We start from the raw sequence: 21,534 nt of genomic DNA, 5'->3' as shown, positions 1-21,534 counted from the left end.
CCAATGAAAAATTATTTGTTTCTACAACATCCGAAAAAGAAATTTCTAATTTTTTTAGTTTTAGATTTTTTTCTTCCTCTCTTTTTTCTCAACTTCATGCATTTTTTTTCTTGCTTCAGCCATATTGTCCATGATTTCACCTCTAATAAAATATAACATATATTATATTTATTGAAATATATATACTTACTTATCCAATTAAAATAGGGAATAGTGAAAAAATAGAGATTATCCGACGTTGCATATTATGCCTGAAAACTATCTCAGAGAACTGATTTGATAAAACAAAATAATTATTCGGTTTTATTGCCTAAAATATCTAAAAAAATACAATTAACGAATTATATAACAGATAAACTGATCCAACAATAATAAGTATGGCAAATATTTTTGGAATATGCCTTGTTTTTGAAATCAACTTTTCCAAATCTATTTTTGAAATTAGATAACTTAAAACTAATAATGTCACAGCAAAACCTATGGTGTATACAATAAGATTCAATACAACATAAAAAACATCAGCAGAACTTACAAGTAATGAAATTAAAGATATCAGATATCCGCCATAACATGGCGCCCATGCAATAGATGTTAAAACACCAAGGAAAAATGAATTATTAGTTTGTTTTGATTTTAAATTAAACGAATAATCAAACAACATCAAAATCCCAGCCATTAACAGCACAATAGCTGAAATAACTCTAACATACGAAATATATGAATATATCAGTGATGTGAAAAATCCGGTTAAAAAAATTATTGCTATAAATATACTTATAAAACCAAATAGAAAAGATAAAATGTCCTTTGTTCTTAAATTAAGACTGACACTTACAAAAATCGGTAAAATTGGCAGAATACAGGGAGTCAATATTGATATTACTCCTGTGGTAAATGAAATCAATGGAAGAATTTCCATTTAAATCTCCCTTAAATCATCTAAAAATTGATTAAGTGAAACATAACCCTGAATTCTATAAAGTTCATCACCATTACTGTCTAAAATAACAGTAGATGGAGTTCCATATACATGATACTGACTGGCAAGAAATGCTTGTTTGTTTATATCAGCTTCAACAACAATATACTTTTCATTTAATTGTTTTTGAACATCTGAATTTGCTAAAACCTCATCTTTAAACAAATCACAGTAATAACAATTATCCTGACTAAAAACTAACATTACTGATTTATTTTGCAATTTAGCATCCTTTAAAGCTTGCGTAACATTATCTGTAATATTTAAATCATTACTACTTTGATTATCACCTACACTAACAAATATGATTAGTACAGATAAAAGCAATATGGCTGCCAATAAGTATTTTAAATGTTTCATGTTTAATAATGTTCATTAATATTATTTAAATGATATATAAAAAAAATAAAAAGAAAAAAAAGTAAATTTAGAATTCGATACCGGTATAAATACCTTTTAATTTAAATGATTTGGTATTCCAATTAGAAATACTTCCTAAAGAATTTCTTGAACTTGTTGCATCAGCAACAGTCCATTTACCATCAATTAACACTTGAGTCCATACATGTCCAAATGTACTTCCGCTTGAGAATTTACATGTACCATGAACGTATCTAGCATGTATATCAGCAGTCCTAAACATTGCTACAAGTAAATGTGAGTGATCTACACAGTTTCCTGTCTTAAATTTCAATGTTTTAACAGCTCCATATTTAGTATTATAATAGAAACTATAGGAAATTGTTTTTTTGACATAATTAAATATTGCCTCAGCTTTATCTGAAGTGCTTGATAGACCACTAGTTAAAGACTTTACTAATTTTTTAATGGTTGGATTATCAACTTCACAATGTGTAGTTGACTTAAGATATTTGCTTAAACTAGTTTCAGTATTTATCTCATTTAAACCAGTGCCAGATTGTGAACTAGAAGATCCGCCTGTAGTATAACTAATTGTAACATAATTTGGTAAACGATTATTGCTTCCATAAAATGTTAAAATTCTAGCAGAAGATTCGACCAATTCATCATATATTATTTTACCAACAGCAGATGAAGCAAAATTAGGTGCTTGTTTATTATCAGTTATATAATTTACAACATTATTAGCTACCTTTAAAAAATTAGCTTTAGATAAACTTTGCGAATTTATTTCGTCACCTAATGGAGAGGCAGGTGCATTAACATTACTGATATATGCAATATCATTTTTATTAGAATTGCCTAATTGACAAATGGCTTTATTCATCAAATATAAGAATTCAGGAACTGTAAAAGTAATTCCACCAGATTTAACCGTACTCGGTAATTTCTTATTGTGTTCATAATAAGATTTTAAACTAGCTGCTGATTTAACAATGTTAGCAACAGATACTGATGATATCTTTTTCACTACAAGACTAGTTGTACCTGAACTTGGAGCTGACATATCATTCCCATCAAAGCTATATGAAGCAGTGTAATTACCAATTGCAAAACTTATACTAAATGTTGCATAACCTCCTGAAGAAGTCCTAGCACTATAAGTTTTTGAATTTACAGTTAATTTAACAATTTCACCTGAAAGAGCTTTACCCTTAGAGTCAAGTAACAATATTTTACAACTTTTTGTACCTTGATAAAATGAATTAGGACTTTTCCAAGACATAGAAGTAGCGCATCTTTCAACTACATCTATAGTTGCAGATCCGGTTTTTGCATTAACTTTAGAATCAGCCTTATTAGTGTAATATATTGTATATTTACCAATAGCCAAATTAATCGGAAGTGAAACAATTCCGTTACTGTCTGTCGTTTTTGTATATGAATTATTATTTACAGAAATTATGACAGTTTTTTTAACAAGTGGAACACTTCCAGAAGTTAAAGCAACTTTAAATGGAGTTCTTGCACCATGGCCAAATGTTCTTGCACTTTTAATCGTGAAAGTAGGTGTTTTACTTGGTAAAATATAAACCTTGTTTTTAGCACTAGATCCTTTATAATATCCAGATTTTGAAAATTTATACTTAATAGTATATGCACCAGAACCAATGGAAGAAGGTAGTTTAATTTCAGCATCACCATATTTATTGGTTTTATCCGTGTAGGTTTTACCATTTATTTTAAACTTAACAACCTTACCCTTTAGTTCATAACCATAGTTATCCCGCAATTTCACTTTAATTTTTTTAGAATCCTTTTTAAGGAAAGTATAAGTTTTCGTGGTTAAGGATGTTTTTGCTGATTTGATAACTTTAACATTTTTAGTTATAGACAATCCATCCCTATTGTAAACCTTAATTTTATAAGTTCCTTTTTTAAGATATTTTAATGATAATTTAGCTATTCCCTTACTATCTGTTTTTACGTTGTATTTTTTACCATTAATCTCAAATCTGATATACTTTTTAGCTAATACGTCACCATTACTTTTGTAAAATTTAGCAGTGAATTTCTTACTGTCTAAATAAACTTTGTAAACATTATCTGCAGTAATTGTAGGCAATATTTTAAAAGTAGTGGTTAAATTATAGCCAGTTGTTGGATTTGAAGCAACAACTTTGTATGTTCCGGGCTTAAGATTAATATCTATGGAAGCCACACCATTATTATCAGTTTTTTTATTATATATAACCTTATTCACCGTAATTTTAACATTGACATTCTTTAATGCAATTCCATCAGCATCTAGGAATGTTGCAGTATATTTAGTGCTTCCCTTATAATATTTAGTAACATCTTTAGAAATGACTGTTTTAGACACATCAATAGATGAATCATTATCACCACTTGTCAAAACATTACTGTTCTCAGTGTTAGTTGATAAATTACTTGAAGTATCGGATTGTAATACATCACCGGATGTATCATTATCAACGGCAGATTCATATGCCTCAACAGTTAATTCTTGTGAATAACTGTCATTTAGATTGGTAGTATAAGAATCTGTAGTATTTACATCACTTCCATATATTGAACCAATAGATAATGCTGTAATCAGCACAAAAATCGAAGTGAGCAATATTTTATTGTTCAAAATATTTTACCGTTAATAACAAATCCTTTATATCAACAATTTCATGAGTATATTCCTGGTTTAGACTTAAAATTCTTTCTTGGATATTCATAAATTTAATTTAGGTAATTAAGATATTTAACTATTTTTCAAATTGGCATAATAATCCATTAAATTCACAGGAATGACAATTTGTTGTAAATTTTGAGTACTTATCTTTTGATATTTTATCCACTACACTACTTAAATACTCTAAAATAAACTCATTTTTAACATACTCTTCTTCATACAGTTTTCCTTCATCTAACACATATAAAATCAAATTTTCAACACAAACATCTTCCCTTTCACTTAAAGCCAATGCATAATAGCTTAATAATTCCATGTAAAATGAATGGTAGTTTCTAATATCATCACGTGTGCGAATAAAATGAACTAAACTCACACCATCACCATCATTAATAATTAAATCAATTACTCCATTAATATCATATCCATTAACTTCTAAACTAACAGGATAGGAAGTGTTAACCGCTTCAAAGTTTTCACCATACTCTTTCCAGTAATCAGCAAAATTACTGAATAATTTTTTTAAATTGCCTTTACCTGAAGCAAAAGAATATGATTCGATTACCTTCGAGATGAGATTTTCTATACTTTCCCTATCCCAGTCAGTTACAAGTTTATCATTGTGCAATCGATTTACGATTATTTTAAGCTTTGAATCAATGAACTTATTAATGTTCTTTGGATTTTTAAACTTCAAGTTATTTTCAAGATTGTATTTCAAAGGACAGACCAGATAATCATCCAGAATGTTTTCAAATTCAATTTGGTTAAACAATTTTGTATCCCTTAGCATGTGAGAAGTTATTTTTTTCATGTCAAAAACATCAGATGGTTCTATTTTTACTAAATCCTTTTCAAAATCTCTTAAAACCATAGGCATCTCACTACCTGTTCTTGGAAGTACTGTTGATAAAATCAATAATTCCTCAGCACGAGTATTGGCTACATAAACAACACGTTCTTCTTCATGATCAAATTCAAAAGGCTCTTTATCTTCGGATATTTTATATTTTAAGAATCTATTAGGTGTTGGATAAACCGGATAATTATTATAAATATGCGATTTTCTCTGAGCTGAAAATTTTAATGGAAAACTTCTATCTTTAATAGATGCAGTTATTACAACTGGATATTCCAAACCTTTAGCTTTGTGAACTGTCATTATATGAACTTTTTTTGAATTGTCTTCCTCTTCGTTAATCGGACAAGAATAATACTTAAGTGAACGGTAAATATAATTAAATAGACCAATTAAATCGTATTTTCCCATAATATTTTCATAATCAGAGATTATTTCAGAAATTAATGATAAGTTAAGTGTAGCTTTTTTAGCTTCAAAATCACTTCTGGTGAGCAATTCATCCATATAACCAGTTGTTTTTAGCAGTTCATAAAATATCTGAAGAGAGGTTAATCGGGCTTCCTTAATTGATGATTTTAAATCATTTAAAGAAACAAAAAAATCCAAATCATGTTCATCATCAATTCCAATAGCTTTTAGTTCCTCGCGAGAACAACTGCTTAAATCAGCAACTCCAACTTTTTTAAATATTTCCTCCAAATCCTCATCTGAATAATCACGAACAACATCCATTATTGAAACTGATTTTGATGATGAAACCAATGGTTTAAAGTTATTTTTAAAATTAACCACATTGGCATGGTATTTTAACTCAATGTCATTTAAAATTTCCTGGGTCTTATTAGATAGTTTAAATATCTTTGACGAATCATAATATTTATCTGTAAATGATGATAAGTTAATCCATTGCCCTCCATCACCATAATAAGCAATACGAGTTGGATTGAATGGTAGCATATACCAAAATAAAGCTAGAATCGCTTTTACCTCATCCTGGTAAATTAAATCATTAATTCCTTTAAGATAATATGGAATTTTCTCTTTTTCAAATTCTTCCAAAATATCTTTTTTATCTTTATGGCTTCTAAAAAGAACACAAACATCACTATATTTAGATATCTTACCTGAACTTTTTAAGTTTTTAATAATATATGCTATTCCTTTATATTCCTCTTCATCGCGAGTATTTTCAAGCATGTAAACAGGCATTTTAGATTTATTATCCGTTTTCAAGCTCTTTGGACTTACACGCTTTTCAGTTATATACTTCTCATTAAACTCGACAATATCAGAGGTAGAACGGTAGTTGTTTACGAGAATCTTATTTTCAAATTCATCACTTCTTGAATAATCATTGAAAAATTGAGGACTGGCTGCTCTAAATGAATAAATACTTTGGTCTTCATCGCCTACAACAGTGAATGTGTCAGATATGTCCCGTAAAAGTTCAAAAATCTGCATTTGAATAGCATCAGTATCTTGAAACTCATCAATTAACACATTGCGATACTGTACTTGCTTTAAATTATTTTTATTAGATAAAATTTTCAATGCCTTAACAAGCAGATAATTTTGATCACAGACATGTTCCCTCTCCATTAGCTCGATCCAATCACTGTATGATTTTGCAATTTGCAGATACCTTGCCTTGTAAACATCACATTGAAAACCTAATGATTTGATTTCTTTTTTAGAAGGATATTGATTACTTGGGTGAGTTTTATAAAATTCATCAATATATGTCAGATATTCTCCATCAATTTGATATTTTGACTCAATATAGTCAATTAAGGCATCAGAGTCAATTTCAAATAATGCATATTCATCATATTTTTTAAGAACCTGGCCTGATTCATGATTTCTTAAAAATGACTTGCCCTTAAAACCTAAGTCGGTTCTGTGTTTGTTGAAAAATAAATTCCTCTCAGATTCCCTTTTAAGTAAATTATATGGAATATCGCAGAAATCAGATAATATTGATCTGCAAAAACTATGAATTGTACTTATTCTCATCTTGTTAATGATATTTACTTCTAATTTTGTGTCCTTTTTAAAGCGTTCCCTCAATTCTTCAGCGGCTTTATTTGTAAATGTAATTACAAGAATCGATTCGGGAACTGCTCCATTTTCAATTAAATACAATACTCTTTCAATAATTACACGTGTTTTTCCAGCTCCAGGACCTGCATTAATTAGTAAAGGTTTTCCAATATACTCAACAGCTTCTTTTTGATAATCATCCAATTCAACTAACGGTGGGATTTCACGAACAATACACTTATCTGTTTTTTTAACAGCCTGAAAATTTAGATTATGTGAAAGGAGATTTCCTTCACTATCAAACAATTTAAGATTTAAAATGTTTTCATTAATAAAATTATTTAAATTGCCTTCAACCAAGTTTAAAACATCCACTTTATCCTTAGGGGACAAATCTTCAATCAGTATTAAATCGTCACCTTCCTGATTAATCAATGAAGGCATGATGGAGTCTACTTCAAGACTATCAAATATCAAATAAATATCTTCATTTGTTATTTTTGGATTATGACCTAAAAATGTGAAATCGAACTCATAGTCAACTTGTAAAAACTCTTCAAAACCAACGAAATAATCTTCATAGATATATTCAAATAATATTTTATGAACACTTTCAATATCATTTAGTGTTAATGTTAAAGAAGGGTCGTTGAAAACATCAATAGTAAAGACAAGTTCCTTTTTAGTTTGTCTGCAAAATAAATCTAAAATAACTTTAGCCGTAGCCATAGCTAGTTTGTATTTTTTAACTACAATCAATTTTTCCATGACACTGCACAAGTCATACAACTTCTTAAATTTAGGTTTAAGAAAAGTAAAAACACTACTCTCTCTCATTATAATCATTAAAACATTTAGTTATAAAAACACTATCAATCCATTCAGGCTGAATCAATCCTTTTGAAATATCCTCTTCTATTTGAGATACAATAATCATGCCGTCTTTTTTAGAAAGTTTTTTAAATTCGATTAATTTAGAAAATGAATCCCCACTACCCTCAACAAATTTATTTAAATTTAAACGACATTTAGCCTTTTTATCTTCACTTTTAAGTAAGCATTGACGTTTAAATTCATGTTTAATACCTTTTTTAAATTCTTTAGCTTCAATTATTTCCCCATGAATATTGAAAATAATTCCAACAATGTCCCTGTCCTGTAAAATCGGATATTTCTTTTTAACCCTGCTTATTAATAAAGTATCATAATCCCTTCCTACAATATTATCTAATTCATTGAGATATGAAACTTGCTTAACTGAATTATCAAAATAATACTCCAAATACCTTTTAATTTCAAAATCACTAATATTATCATCATAAATTTTAGATTCAACCCTAGAATAAATCAAATTAACATCTTCATCCGAAAGATCATATTTTTCAGGCATTTGATATAAAATGGACTGTCTTTCTGGAGGAGTTTAGATAAATACTCAATTTTATCTTGTTTTTCTAAACTTGTAACTCTCCTGTTAAAGTAATCATCTAATGTAGCTACAATATTGTCTGAAACAAATTTATTAGAGTCAATATCACTTTTTAACTCTTCAATAATAAGTTCACATTCGTTTAAACTTAAATCATAAGAATAAAGCAAGTAATTAAAAAAAGGAGTATCATAATCACCTATAAGTTCATCTAATCTATTTATAATAACTTCATTAATCATATTTGTTTATAATTTATCTAAAATAAGATAAATAATTTAGGGAGCCGAATTTTTTAAAAATCAAAGTGAATATGTTTTTATAGTTAATTATCAAACTTTCGGCATAAATGTTTCGAGCCATTTGTAATGAACTTCTGTTTTGAAATCGACTCAACATGTGTTGTAATAGTTAATTTTGCAAATATCCTTTAGATTCTAGGCAATAATGTTTTATTTTTCTTTTTATTTGTCTCCATATTTGTTCGATTGGATTTAAGTTGGAGAGTCTGGTGGAAGATATATTAGTTTAATATAGGTGTAGTGCTATTTTTTTGATAAATACTGAATTGAATCCTATAATTAAGATATTTAAATAAAAAATTATAGGTAAATAGAAAATGAATACAATAAACAAACATCGGCCATCATAATTATTTTAAATAATGCTCTCTAAATTCAATTAATCCAAATAAAAGTATTATTGATGAGATTTTGCTAATTTACTAGCTGAAATATCATCAAATACATACCATATCCTATTCTCCTCCAATACTAATTTTTTTAACTCAACAAGAGAATCTGCTTTTATTACATAGGCAGATTCCTCATAACAATACACATCTCCAATTATACGAACTCTAAATATTCCCGTATCATTATCCATATAATTAAATTTTAATTCCAATGTGAGAAGTTCTTCATAATATAGAAAAATTTCTTTCAGTTCAGAATTCTTGATTTTTGATAAGTCCAAGATTCCATAATCAATTTTTCTTAATGTCTCAACATTTAAAAATTCAACAACCTCTTCTGAATATTTAAACAAATCAAGCTTCATTGAAACCTCTTTAAATTATTAGCATTACATGAGCATATCATCTAAATTAAAGTTTAAGTATTAGTGATAAGAAAATCAATGAAAACAGTTATATTCTGACAATCATTTAATCATTTCCCTCATAATCTCAATAATTCTTCTGTTTAAAGGATTTTCAAGTGATATAAATTCCTCACTTGCTTTACTGGATCCAAATTCAGCAAAGTAAGGAGTATGACAACAATCTCCATCAATTGTAGCTCCAAAAGTTATTTCATTTCCTTTAACTTTTATACCAAAATCTGCAAATTCAAATACCAATACTTTATCAATGTCACTTGTTTTAAATTTTTCACTGGTTCCACCATACTCTAGTTCAAATACAGCCTCACCATCAATTTTACAAGCAGTAGCATATACAAGACGAATGTATGCTCCATCTTCATTGATTTTGCGATTCAAAAATTCAAAGAAGTTCACATTCATTTCATCAAAATCATACTTTTCATCTGCCATACCTGCATAAGTCGGCATGTAATTATTTGATGTGAGTTCATCTACAAAGAAATGAAATTCATCATTTCCACATACTGAGTTTTCAACTGTCTTTTTAACATTTATAGTACAATTTTTCTTAATTTCCATTTTATTCCTCTAAATGATGATAGGTTATAAGTTTTAGGATTAAATCCTTGGCTGAATAATAATAGTCACTAGTCTAGAATTAGCTAAATATAAACTAAGTAACTATAAATAAATCTAAAAGAATACTGCATTCCAGTATGCAGTTAATTTAACTTGTGGTGTCATTTTATCAACCCCTAATGTTTGAGAAGTTCATATAGATTTTAATTTGAAATTTAATATAATGGTATGGTCTTTATGTATATCAATAATTCAAAGTACATTTACATATTATTTTCATATAATATATAAAGTTTTTGTTTTTATGACCCAAAATTGAGGTAAATTAAAAAAAGATAATATGGGAGAATTATAATTCTCCATTTTTGCGCCTTTCATCTAACAGTTCAAGACCTAAATCTCCTAATTTGTATTTTTGAATTTTGCCACTAGTTGTAAGCGGGAATTCATCAACAAAGAATACATATTTAGGAACTTTATACCTTGCAATAGACCCAATACAGAAATCACGAATATCCGCTTCAGTAACATCATCAAAGCCATCATCTTTAATAATAAAAGCACCAACTATTTCACCATATTTCTCATCAGGAATTCCAGCTACTTGAACATCTTGAACACAATCATGAGTGAATAGGAATTCTTCTATTTCACGGGGATAAATATTTTCCCCACCACGAATAATCATGTCTTTAATACGGCCTACAATAGAATAATATCCCTCTTCATCAACTATTGCAAGGTCTCCTGAGTGTAACCATCCATCAGGCTCAATTGTCTCGGCGGTTTTTTCAGGCATATTATAATATCCTTTCATAACATTGAAACCTCTACACATGATCTCTCCTTTTTGACCAGGCCCTAACTCTTCACCAGTATCCGGATCAACTATCTTAACTTCAATATTAGGGAATTTGCGACCAACAGTGTTGATTTTTTTCTCAAATGAATCAGAAGCATTAGTTTGTGTAAAACCCGGTGCCGCTTCAGTAAGCCCATATACACTTGTAATCTCTTTCATATTCATTTTTTCAATAGCATCTTTCATTGTTTCAACAGGACAAGTTGAACCAGCCATAATACCTGTACGTAATGAAGACATGTCAAACATGTCAAACATTGGATGGTTCATCATTCCAATAAACATTGTAGGAACCCCATAAATTGATGTGCATTTTTCTTTTTGAATTGATGAAATAGCAAGTAATGGATCATACTCTTCAAGAACAACCATTGTTGAACCATGAGTTATGACAGCCATTACCCCAAGCACAGTTCCAAAACAATGGAATAAAGGTACCTGTAAGAGTAAACGGTCTTTGTTAGTGTAATTCATGTTTTCTCCAATATAATATCCATCATTTACAATATTGCGAGAAGTAAGCATTACTCCTTTAGGAAATCCTTCTGTACCGGAAGTATATTGCATATTTATTACGTCATGCTGGGAAACAGAATCTTTAACACATTGGAACTTTTCTTCATCATAATTCATTCCAAGCAATAATAATTCATTAGTATTATACATTCCACGGTGTTTTTCTTGACCTACATGGAATAAAAATTTTAAATGTGGGAATTTTTCAGCAACTAACCTTCCACGAGCACAAGTTTTCATCTCAGGTACAAGTTCATGTATAATATCAAAATAATTTGTATCTCTAAATGTTTCAGTCATAGCTAATGCTTTCATATCTGATTGTTTAATCACATATTCTAATTCATGTGATTGGTAAGCAGTATTGACCGTTACAATAGTTGCTCCAATTTTAGCAGTTGCAAACATATAAGTTAACCATTCAGGGACGTTTTTAGCCCAAATACCAACATGGTCACCTTTTTCAATTCCAATAGCCAGCATTCCTTTTGCTAGATTATCCACCCTTTCATCAAATTCTTTATAAGTAAATCTTAAATTTCTATCTGGATAAACAATGAATTCATGATCTGGTTGTTTTTCAACCATTGATTCAAAGAACTTGCCTAATGACAGTTCTGTAAATAATTCGCTCATATTTTCACCTCAAAATTTATTTAATAAAATAACTAACCAAAATACAATTCATTAATGCAACCTCAATTGCAATCTTTTTAAGCTCAAATCCAAACTAGCTGTGAAAAATCTATCAATTTTTGGCCTATAAGTTATTTTATTCATTTTTTCATTCTCCTTAATACGGTGTATATAATACAGCGAGTATTTTAGCTTTATTTTTATCACTTGCATGAAGGTGATGCGGCACTACTGAGTCATAAAATATTGTGTCGCCTTCACCAATTGTAAAAGTGTCTTTACCATAGATGACTTCAATTTCCCCTTCTAAAACATAAATGAATTCTTCACCTTCGTGAGAGGACAGTTCCTTTTCTCCTTCTTCATATTCAATATCAATTAAGAATGGATCAATGTTTCTATCAATCTTACCTGCCCCTAAAGAGTGGAATTCTAAATTAGTTGCATTTGTAACATCTTCCCTGCCGGAAAAGAATAATGAATTTTCGGTTTTTCCACCACGAGTTATAACAGGGCCAAGTTCAGGAGTATCATCTAAAAATGTTCCTAAACGTACACCTAATGCCCTTGCCATTTTAGTTAATGGTGTAAGGGATGGAATTACTTCTCCCTCTTCCATGGCTTGTAAAACTTCAAGTTTTACCCCACTTGTCTCAGCAAGTTCATCTATAGACATGTCTTGTCTAGTTCTAATATCTTTGATTTTTTGTGCAAAATCTTCGTTTGTCATATTTTTCTCACTTTTTGGATTTTTTCACTTAAAAATATTTAAGTATGTATAATTATCATTAATAATATATTTAAAAGTATCTGAATTCAAGCATTTTAATTAAAAATTTTAATTTTTGATTAAAAAAATAATATAAAAACTTGAATAGAAACATGATCAGATAAAAAAGATTTGAATTTCATACAAATATACAATTGCCAATATTAAATGCCACACGTCTATTGAATTGACTTTAAAAGAAAATATTGGATTTAAATAAAAGAAAAATAATATATACTTTGAGGATTAATGAATTAATGTAGAGAATCTTCCCCGTTTCTTTACAATTCATTATGTAGAAAAATCTATATTAGTAAATGAGGAAAAATAAGGTTTGGATTATCCAACCTTATTATTTTTAATAGAAATTTATACATAATCCATATTTCATTTAATAATTATTTAAAATAAAATTGTTTGATCTGATTTTAGTCAAGTTGCCAAAGTTGAAAAAGACCATCCTCATATGAATTCCAGAAAATATAACCTCCCAGGATTCAACAAATAGACCTAAAAAAATTATTTGACTTATTAGTAAAAAAATGGGTGGTAAAAATATCCACATAGGATGTGATGTTTTTATTAATTCAAATTGTTCTATGCAAGATCAAGGCGGAATTTATATTGGTGATGAGGTTCTTATTGGACATAATGTTTGTCTTTTAACATTAAATTATGAATTAAACCCAAAAAACATGCCAATCTTCTACCTGCTCCAATTCATTTAGAAAATCATGTGTGGTAGGTTCTAATGTCACAATTCCTCCAGGGAGTGAGAGTTGGTGAAAATTCTGTTGTTGCTGCTGGAGCTGTTGTAACTAATGATGTTCCATCCAATAGTATTGTTGGCTGTGTTCCTGCAAAAATTATTAAAAAAATAGATGAATGATAACTTTGCAGATTATCAATTTAATGACCAACTAAAAGTATAGTCAATATTGAAAGTATTGAAATTACAATAGCTACAATTGGGTTAACAGCATTTAAAATAAAAATACTAACTTTGAAATAGTATTAAGTACATCAACTATTAATTTTAATAGGATTTATTTATTAATTAAAAATATATATTAATACAAACAAAACTTTAAATAATTTTAAGGACTGTTTTATATGTTAAGTATTAATCAATGCTACCTAGATTTTGTTGATAAAATCTTAAAAACTGGAAAAGAAACATACAAAGATTCAAATCATCATTTGATTGAAAGTTTAGGGAACTTTTACATCATTGATGACCCGTTAAACTTAAAATACAAAGCAAAATATCAACATTACACAACCGACATGATGTTAGCAGATATTAAATCCGGGAAATTTGATATTGATGCTTGCCCAATTAAAAGCGATGCACTATACGAATATGTTAAATCAGCAGAAAATCCAGATGACCAAGGATTTGTTTATACTTATCCAAACAGGATTTTTGCTCATTTTGATATTGACCAATTCAATACCATGAAAGAAAGAATTTTAACTGCCACCGGTTCAAATCGTGCAGTTGCAGTTACAATTGACCCACACTTAGATGCAGACAGAGAAGATATCCCATGCCTTCAATTTTTACAATGTATTGTTCGAAATAAGGAATTAACCATCCATTGTTTATTTAGAAGTAATGATATTTTTGGTGCTTTTTACTCCAACATGTTTTTCATCGCCTATTTGGGAATTAAAATGAAAGATGAAGTAAACAAAGAAATTATGAGTGAAAAATTAAACTTCAGTGGAGTTCACTACCACTCAACCTCAGGCCACATATATAATACTGATTTAAAAGCAGCTCGTAAATTAATTAAAACAAATAAATAAGGTTTGAAACCTTATTTTTAATTTTTATCTTGTTTTAACTATTAAACTTTCATATTTAGTTTTAATATTATATTTTCCAATTTTATATTTGATTTTAATTTTTAAAGTAGCTATTCCTTTAGAATTAGTTTTTACTTTATAGGTTTTCCCCTTAAAATTTATTTTGACATTTTCTTTTTCAGGATTTTGCCTTTTTGTTTAAAAGTTTAACTTTGAATTTTAAGGTTTCACCTTTTTTAACACTCTGATCCTTAGTGATTATGGTGGTTTTGACATTGATTGTATTGAAACACAATAACCCTATAAGTAGTTTTGATAGTATATTTTCCAGGATTTATAGATATTTTAAGTGATGCATAGCCATTACTATTAGTTTTTTTAGTATAGGTTCTTCCATTTATGCTGAATTTTACCTTAACACCTGCTGCAACCTTTCCATTATCATCTGCAACTTTAACTTTATAATATTTACCTTCCCCATAATACATTTTTAAATATGCATTTTCGGTTATTCTAGCTACAACTTTAATATTTTGAGTTTTAATCTCTCCAGTAGCTGGATTGATAATATGGATAACATAATTATTAGGAATTAAACCAATAGTTAACCTAACAATTCCATTTCCATCAGTGCCCAGATGATAATACTTAGAATTAATAATAACAGATACCTTAGCATTATTTAAAGGAACACTATATCTATCAAGTAATTGAAATATATATTGTGAATTTAAAGTTTTGACTTCATCTTGTGAAATTATTGATGAATAAACAGTGACATTTGAACTAATACTTGATGAATTATAAGCATATGCCCCATTATAAATAGCTGAAACATTATGTAGTCCAAAAGTTTCAAAAACATGATTTAAACTAGCAGTACCATTAAATACCTTAACAGTATACTCTTTAGAATCAATTTTAATAGTAACATTACCTGCATTAACTAAATCCCCATTTTGGTCTAAAACTGTAAAAGTAATATTGACAGGATTATAATGATTGGATATTAAAGAAATTGTAGTATTTAAAAAATTAATCACAAAGTTATCATTATCATCTGATGAGATATAACCATTATTTTCATAAATGGCAGTAATATTGACCTCCAAAGGAGGTTTGGATAGATTAAGAACGGCAAATCCATTTACCACTGGAACTTCATATTCCACTCCATTAATGTTAAATGTGACATTTCCACCAGTTACTGGTCGGTTATATTGATTTAAAACATTTGCTGCAATATAAAAATTATCACCAGAAATATTAACAATTAAATTAGTTGTAGTGTTTATAAGATTTAACACAGTGAATGCTTTAATACAAGCTACTTGTGAGGTATAAGTATGAGATGAGTAATTCCAAGTTAAATTAAATATATCTACCCAGTTTTTCCCATCATAGCTTAAAAATGAGGTGTTTTTTGAATATAATACTTTATTTAAAGAAACGGCTTCGGATATAGGAAACTCCGCTTCGCCATCTACAGTAATTTTAAAGACAACTTCAAAAATATCTCCCTTACTAAGTGATACAAATTGATTTAAATTCAAAGTATAATAACCCATATTAGAAATTCCACTTTGTGCATGCTTTAAAACATTATTAACATAAATATAAAATGTATAATTAGTTACCCTTTTGAAATAAGTTGAAACAGCCGCTAAATACTCATAATCAGTTGCAGTGAATTTATTTTTATACCAAATAGTGCTTGAGGAGTTTAAGAAGTAGTCAGTTTTTCCAGGAATATCATATTGATAATTTTTATCATATTTAATAGTGTCATTTAAAATAAAAGTATAAGTGATATCCACTCTTCCAGGTTGAGCACATTTGGTATCATAATAAGAAACATAATAATATCCCTTATCTCCAGAATCAGTCCCCCAACTATTTTTAATTATCCATGCTCCATCACCCGGCGGGGCAGTTTTAAAATTATATTTAGAATAGTTATCATCCCATCCAACAATAGTTATAGCATGATTTGCACCTGAAGATCCATAATAATAGTGATTAGTATTATTTACATAAAAACCATTCCAATGAATACTTGTTGCAACAGCACCATAATTCATAATAGCCATTTTTATTGCATTATTATCAGTATATGAACTTCTTGACAAATACAGGACATTCTGAATATGATAAAAACTATTTAATACTGGTGATAAGAATCCTGAAGGATTATAAATATCATCACTTTCATTTACAGGACCTAACCAACTTACAAGATAACCAACACCCATATCATCAAATCCGCCATTATTAGGCTTCATATCCCAACCATAATCTGAATAATATGACATTAAATTCTTCATATTCTCTTCAGACAAATCATAAGTAACGTTTGATGCTTTTAGGATACATGATTCTAGTGCGGCTAATGTTGCAAATGCCCAACAGTTACCTCCAGTCTTTTGATCTTTAACTGGAGTTACGTAACCTAAAGTTTTTAGATTATAACTTCTTGGCAAATGACCATTATATGTTGAATTACAATAAACTAAAAGATATTCTCCATTAGAAATTGTCATATTTGGAGTATCAGTTTCAAAAACATCATTTGCAAAATAACCGAAGTTATTAATAAATGTATTGCCATTTTCAAGAGAACTTACAACATTGTTAGATATTGAATAGATAGCTCCAACAGTACTTGCATTATTGTTTGAAAATGTATTTAAGTAAATATGACATGAATCCGCATCATCAATGAACAATGCTCCCCCTTCTTTTGCAGAATTATTATCCAAATAAGAATTGGTTAGGTTAAATAAAGAGTACAGCGAATATATTGCACCACCATAATAACCAGCTTTGTTATTTTTAAAAGATATGTTACTTAAAGATGAATTTGAACTTATAGAAATTATAGCTCCTCCGAAAAGTGTTGCACTATTGTTAATAAATTCAGAATTTGAAATATTCAAAACACCACCTTTAATATAAATTGCCCCACCAAATTTAGCTGTATTGTTTATAAAACTACAACTATCCAAATTAACATTGCCATTAGAACTGATTGCACCACCATTTGTAGATGATGAGTCCCTAAATACTGTATTGACGGCTGTAAAATTAACTTTACTAATAATAGTTGATGAAACAAACGTGACATTATAAATAGCTAATGAAGTTGAAGAGATAAACATTGCATTTTTAACAAATGTTGTACTTGCATTTTCACCAATAATCGTTACATTTCTAATTGTTTTGTGGCCATTAAAATCATACGTACCACTAGCTAAATGAATAATTGAATCATCTTTAAGGTTATAATAATTCAAATTTTTGTAAGGGTTATCTGCAGTTCCATTTCCAGTGTCATTTTCGATATTTGCATTAAAATAGTAATCTGCGGTTAAAACATTACCCCCATTATTATTTGTTTCATTATCAACTGCAAAGCTTGATGGAATTAGAATTAATAAACATATAAATATTGATATAATCGCTATAAATTTAAATTTCATATAATAATTTCCTCCATTATACCAAATTAAACACAAAAACTTGGTAAAATGTGTAAAGTATTTGTATTTAAGTTTACTATAATATAAATAATGTTGGTTTGAAAAAAAAAGAATTTGATTAATGAAGTTAAATTCATCATCAATCAATAAATATGTATAATCCTTCCACTATTTGGCAGAACCTGAAATATGAAGAATAACTACCTGCTCGAATAATTTAACGTTCTATCTTTAATATATGAAAATTTATCCTCAATTAATAGTTCCCCATTTCTAAAAACAGTGCGCAACATGTTTTCACCATCATTATCAATTGGAATAGTTTTAAATGAATTATTTTCATTTATTAATTTGAATCCACCTGTTTTAGACTTTTTGCTTGAGTCTAATGGGTTTTTAAATATATCCTTCCATTCACCATTGCATAATTGAGCGGAACATTTAAAAGCGTTTCTCTGAGTATCACGATTAACAGAAGTATGTAATCCACCACCCATTCCAAATATAATATTTTCAGCCGCCCATCCATTAGTTTTCATGGCGAATAGTATATCACGGATTTTATGATAGTCCAGTCCATCACCCCATAACAGTCCAATATTGGCATCGAATACCTTATATCCTTTATCTGTCAAATGAGATCCAAAACTTTCTCCAAGATATTTAAACAATCAATAGTTGTAGATACCGGTTCTCCACTGTCCGGTCTGAAAACTATTTTATTGCCTTTGATTTTTAAGAAATTATTGATGGCATTATTTAAAATAGAACCTTTAATTCCCGCCTGAGTTAAAAAATTCTTATAATTATAAGAATCAATAACCATAGATAAGATTCCATCTTTAACATTATCAATCACATTAAGAACCTGTGTTAATTCACCATCAGGACCAAGAGAATTCATGACACTATGTTCTGTTGCTTGAACACTGAAACCATATACATCTGGATCATTGTAATAGTTATCGGGGATTGCTAATGCTGGAATAGTATCAGTTCCAGAAAAACTCAATAAATGAGCAGAACCAGCTAATCGTGATGATTCAGTAGATGTAGCTCCCCTATATCCAAAATCATGCAACATAAAATTTAAATTGTCCAAGCTAGAACCTGTAACATTTAAATAAAAAGTACATAATTTACGAACCTCCGCAGACAATGTTGCAACTGTTGATGGATACCAAACTTACAATAATAATGATTCAAGATAATTTACTAACCAAAAAGATTTTTTATCAGTGTTTTCAATAGTCATTAAAACATTGCCTACCTCAACAGGTGTTCCTTCAGCTACTGCTTTGATTTCAATAGGCAAATTACCATCACAGTTATCAAGAATATACTCCCAACCTTTTTTATTGAAAATATCATCACCAATATGAGCGGTGATTAATTTATCTGCTTCATCAATTTTTTCTTGTGTAACAATTTGACCTTCCAAATACTTTTTAATTATATATTGAAGCCCATAAAAGATAGTTTTATTAAATTCAGCACCTAATCTACTTTCAAGATAGGAATACATTTTTTCAGTACATTCTGGGTAGAAATAGTGATGAGTTACTTTATAACTATCTGTTAAAAGGCAAATATTGTTTTCAATCATAATATCACTTTTAAAAGGTTATTAGATTATTATGAAATATATATTTAACTAAAAAGTTGTTTTAAAATTGGTGAGGGACGGTTAATAAAAAAAAAGAAAATAGAAAAAAAGATTTAGATATAACTAGTATCCTGTTTTCTAAAGTGTGCTTGTGGGTGATCACATAATGGACATACTTCTGGAGCTTCCTTTCCATAATGGATGTATCCACAATTATTACATTTCCATGCAATTTCTTCATCTTTTTTAAATACTTTACCTGCTTTGATTTTAGAGGATAATGCATTATATCTTTCTTCGTGTGCTTTTTCAGTTGCACCGGCTGCATCAAATAAATCTGCAATATCCTCTAAACCTTCTTCACGTGCGGTTTCAGCAAATCCTTTGTACATTGAAGTCCATTCTTCATGTTCACCCGCTGCCGCATCTGCGAGATTGGTTTCAGTGTCCGGCACTTTTCCACCGTTTAATAATTTAAACCAAATTTTTGCATGTTCTTTTTCATTGTCAGATGATTCTTGGAAAATTTCTTTAATTTCAACATAACCATCTTTTTTAGCTTGAGAAGCATAAAATTCATATTTTACACGTGCCTGAGATTCTCCTGCAAGTGCAGTTTTTAAATTTTCTTCAGTTTTACTTCCTTTTAAATCTGCCATAATAACATCTCCGTTAGTAATTTTATTTTTAATATAATATTTAAATATTGCCTTTTACTGTGCAAAAAATTTAGTCACAACTAAATAATTAAACAATGAAGACTCTTCTACTCTAAAATCACCAAGTAATGACTTCTCTTTCAATTATCATTTCATCATTACCAAAATTAGATACATTCTCATCACCTTCAAATACCATGAAAGCAAAAGATTTCTCATCTCTTGAGATAATTCCTTTTAATTCCTCAAAATCATTCCATTTAATAGAGTTTTTCATAAATGGATTAACTGGAAAATCCCATCTAAGATTATCTCCTTGATAATATTGAATAATTCCACCTGCATATTGCATAGCTTCTTCATCTAATAAGTAATCCCCATCAATTAATCCTTTAATTGATACATCTGGATGATTAGGGTGTTTGATGAAAAATACAACCATCTTATTCATTTAATCACCGAATAGATGATAAATATCTAAAAAAAATAAAAAAAAGTAGAGCACTTATTTAAAGTTAGTAGCTCTTTCTTCAAAGTGTGCTTTTGGAAATCCGCAAACTGGACATTTTTCAGGCGCATTAGGACCTTTGAAAACAAATCCACAATTTTCACATTTCCATTCAATTTCTTCTTCTTTTTCAAATACAGAATTGTTTTCTACATTAGCAAGTAATGTTCTGTATCTCTCTTCATGTTCTTTTTCGATTGCTCCAACCTTTTCAAATAAGAATGCAATCATTGGGAAACCTTCTTCTTTAGCGGTTTCTGCAAATCCTTTGTACATTGAAGTCCATTCTTCGTTTTCACCATCTGCTGCTGCATTGAGGTTAGCTATTGTGTCTGGAATTTTTTCATCGTGTAATAATTTGAACCAGATTTTAGCATGTTCCCTTTCATTTTTAGAAGTTTCCATGAAAATATCATGGATTTGAACATATCCTTCCTCTTTTGCTTTATTAGCAAAGTATTGATATTTTGTGTGAGCTTGAGACTCACCAGCAAATGCGTATTCCAAATTTTTTTCAGTTTGAGTACCTTTTAAATCAGTCATGATATACATCTCCAATAATATATGATATTAGTTTCATTATTTAAAAACTTTTTTAAAAAAAATGAACATAATTTTAGGCAAACC

Annotated in this window: 17 protein-coding genes and 1 pseudogene; 3 read left to right on the top strand and 15 right to left on the bottom strand. The window is 28.9% G+C overall.

What is annotated here, in order from left to right:
* Window positions 1-319: 319 nt before the first annotated feature.
* The 10 genes from Q9968_RS02165 to Q9968_RS02120 form a co-directional block, all read right to left on the bottom strand.
* Window positions 320-919, bottom strand: coding sequence for a cytochrome c biogenesis CcdA family protein (locus Q9968_RS02165; RefSeq protein ID WP_305513034.1), 600 nt, complete (start codon window positions 917-919; stop codon window positions 320-322).
* Entirely contained in the window at window positions 920-1,339 is a 420-nt protein-coding gene (locus tag Q9968_RS02160) for a thioredoxin family protein (RefSeq protein WP_305513032.1), read from the bottom strand.
* Between the two features lie 67 nt (window positions 1,340-1,406).
* Window positions 1,407-3,965, bottom strand: coding sequence for a transglutaminase domain-containing protein (locus tag Q9968_RS02155; protein ID WP_305513030.1), 2,559 nt, complete (start codon window positions 3,963-3,965; stop codon window positions 1,407-1,409).
* A 154-nt stretch (window positions 3,966-4,119) separates the two neighbouring features.
* Window positions 4,120-7,716: an ATP-dependent DNA helicase gene (locus Q9968_RS02150; RefSeq protein WP_305513028.1), complete on the bottom strand. Its 3,597-nt coding sequence runs from the start codon at window positions 7,714-7,716 to the stop codon at window positions 4,120-4,122.
* A gap of 55 nt (window positions 7,717-7,771) precedes the next feature.
* On the bottom strand, window positions 7,772-8,299 hold the full coding sequence (locus Q9968_RS02145; RefSeq protein ID WP_305513025.1) for a hypothetical protein: 528 nt from the start codon (window positions 8,297-8,299) through the stop codon (window positions 7,772-7,774).
* Window positions 8,296-8,619, bottom strand: a complete 324-nt coding sequence (locus Q9968_RS02140; RefSeq protein ID WP_305513024.1) for a hypothetical protein — start codon at window positions 8,617-8,619, stop codon at window positions 8,296-8,298. The genes Q9968_RS02145 and Q9968_RS02140 overlap by 4 nt, the downstream gene beginning before the upstream one ends.
* Window positions 8,620-9,076: 457 nt before the next feature.
* A complete protein-coding gene (locus Q9968_RS02135) occupies window positions 9,077-9,436 on the bottom strand; it encodes a hypothetical protein (protein WP_305513022.1) in 360 nt (119 codons plus the stop codon).
* 102 nt (window positions 9,437-9,538) lie between these two features.
* Window positions 9,539-10,060: a hypothetical protein gene (locus Q9968_RS02130; RefSeq protein ID WP_305513021.1), complete on the bottom strand. Its 522-nt coding sequence runs from the start codon at window positions 10,058-10,060 to the stop codon at window positions 9,539-9,541.
* 349 nt (window positions 10,061-10,409) lie between these two features.
* Complete coding sequence (locus tag Q9968_RS02125; RefSeq protein ID WP_305513019.1) at window positions 10,410-12,074, bottom strand: AMP-binding protein; 1,665 nt, start codon at window positions 12,072-12,074, stop codon at window positions 10,410-10,412.
* 157 nt (window positions 12,075-12,231) lie between these two features.
* Window positions 12,232-12,804: a helix-turn-helix domain-containing protein gene (locus tag Q9968_RS02120; RefSeq protein ID WP_305513017.1), complete on the bottom strand. Its 573-nt coding sequence runs from the start codon at window positions 12,802-12,804 to the stop codon at window positions 12,232-12,234.
* 581 nt (window positions 12,805-13,385) lie between these two features.
* On the opposite strand from Q9968_RS02120, the gene Q9968_RS02115 reads away from it, so the two are divergent.
* From Q9968_RS02115 to Q9968_RS02105, 3 genes are all read left to right on the top strand, one after another.
* Window positions 13,386-13,571: a hypothetical protein gene (locus tag Q9968_RS02115; protein ID WP_305513015.1), complete on the top strand. Its 186-nt coding sequence runs from the start codon at window positions 13,386-13,388 to the stop codon at window positions 13,569-13,571.
* A 23-nt stretch (window positions 13,572-13,594) separates the two neighbouring features.
* Complete coding sequence (locus Q9968_RS02110) at window positions 13,595-13,732, top strand: hypothetical protein (RefSeq protein ID WP_305513013.1); 138 nt, start codon at window positions 13,595-13,597, stop codon at window positions 13,730-13,732.
* A 224-nt stretch (window positions 13,733-13,956) separates the two neighbouring features.
* Window positions 13,957-14,655, top strand: a complete 699-nt coding sequence (locus tag Q9968_RS02105) for a thymidylate synthase (RefSeq protein WP_305513011.1) — start codon at window positions 13,957-13,959, stop codon at window positions 14,653-14,655.
* A 251-nt stretch (window positions 14,656-14,906) separates the two neighbouring features.
* On the opposite strand, the gene Q9968_RS02100 is transcribed toward Q9968_RS02105, so the two are convergent.
* From Q9968_RS02100 to rbr (Q9968_RS02075), 5 genes and pseudogenes are all read right to left on the bottom strand, one after another.
* Window positions 14,907-18,134 (bottom strand): C1 family peptidase, encoded by a 3,228-nt coding sequence (locus Q9968_RS02100; RefSeq protein WP_305513009.1) that lies wholly within the window; start codon window positions 18,132-18,134, stop codon window positions 14,907-14,909.
* Window positions 18,135-18,334: 200 nt separating this feature from the next.
* A pseudogene (locus tag Q9968_RS09650) lies at window positions 18,335-19,740 on the bottom strand (nicotinate phosphoribosyltransferase).
* A gap of 113 nt (window positions 19,741-19,853) precedes the next feature.
* Complete coding sequence (gene rbr, locus Q9968_RS02085) at window positions 19,854-20,399, bottom strand: rubrerythrin (protein ID WP_305513006.1); 546 nt, start codon at window positions 20,397-20,399, stop codon at window positions 19,854-19,856.
* A 118-nt stretch (window positions 20,400-20,517) separates the two neighbouring features.
* Window positions 20,518-20,850 carry a hypothetical protein gene (locus Q9968_RS02080; RefSeq protein WP_305513004.1) on the bottom strand — a complete coding sequence of 111 codons (333 nt, stop codon included), beginning with the start codon at window positions 20,848-20,850 and terminating at the stop codon, window positions 20,518-20,520.
* A 54-nt stretch (window positions 20,851-20,904) separates the two neighbouring features.
* A complete protein-coding gene (gene rbr, locus Q9968_RS02075) occupies window positions 20,905-21,450 on the bottom strand; it encodes a rubrerythrin (RefSeq protein WP_305513002.1) in 546 nt (181 codons plus the stop codon).
* Window positions 21,451-21,534: the final 84 nt, after the last annotated feature.

It is taken from the genome of Methanobrevibacter sp. V14 (genome assembly GCF_963082475.1).
In the GTDB taxonomy this organism is placed as follows: Archaea; Methanobacteriota; Methanobacteria; order Methanobacteriales; family Methanobacteriaceae; genus Methanocatella.
Note: the sequence above shows the minus strand (reverse complement) of the source record. Positions and strands in the feature narration are given on the sequence as shown.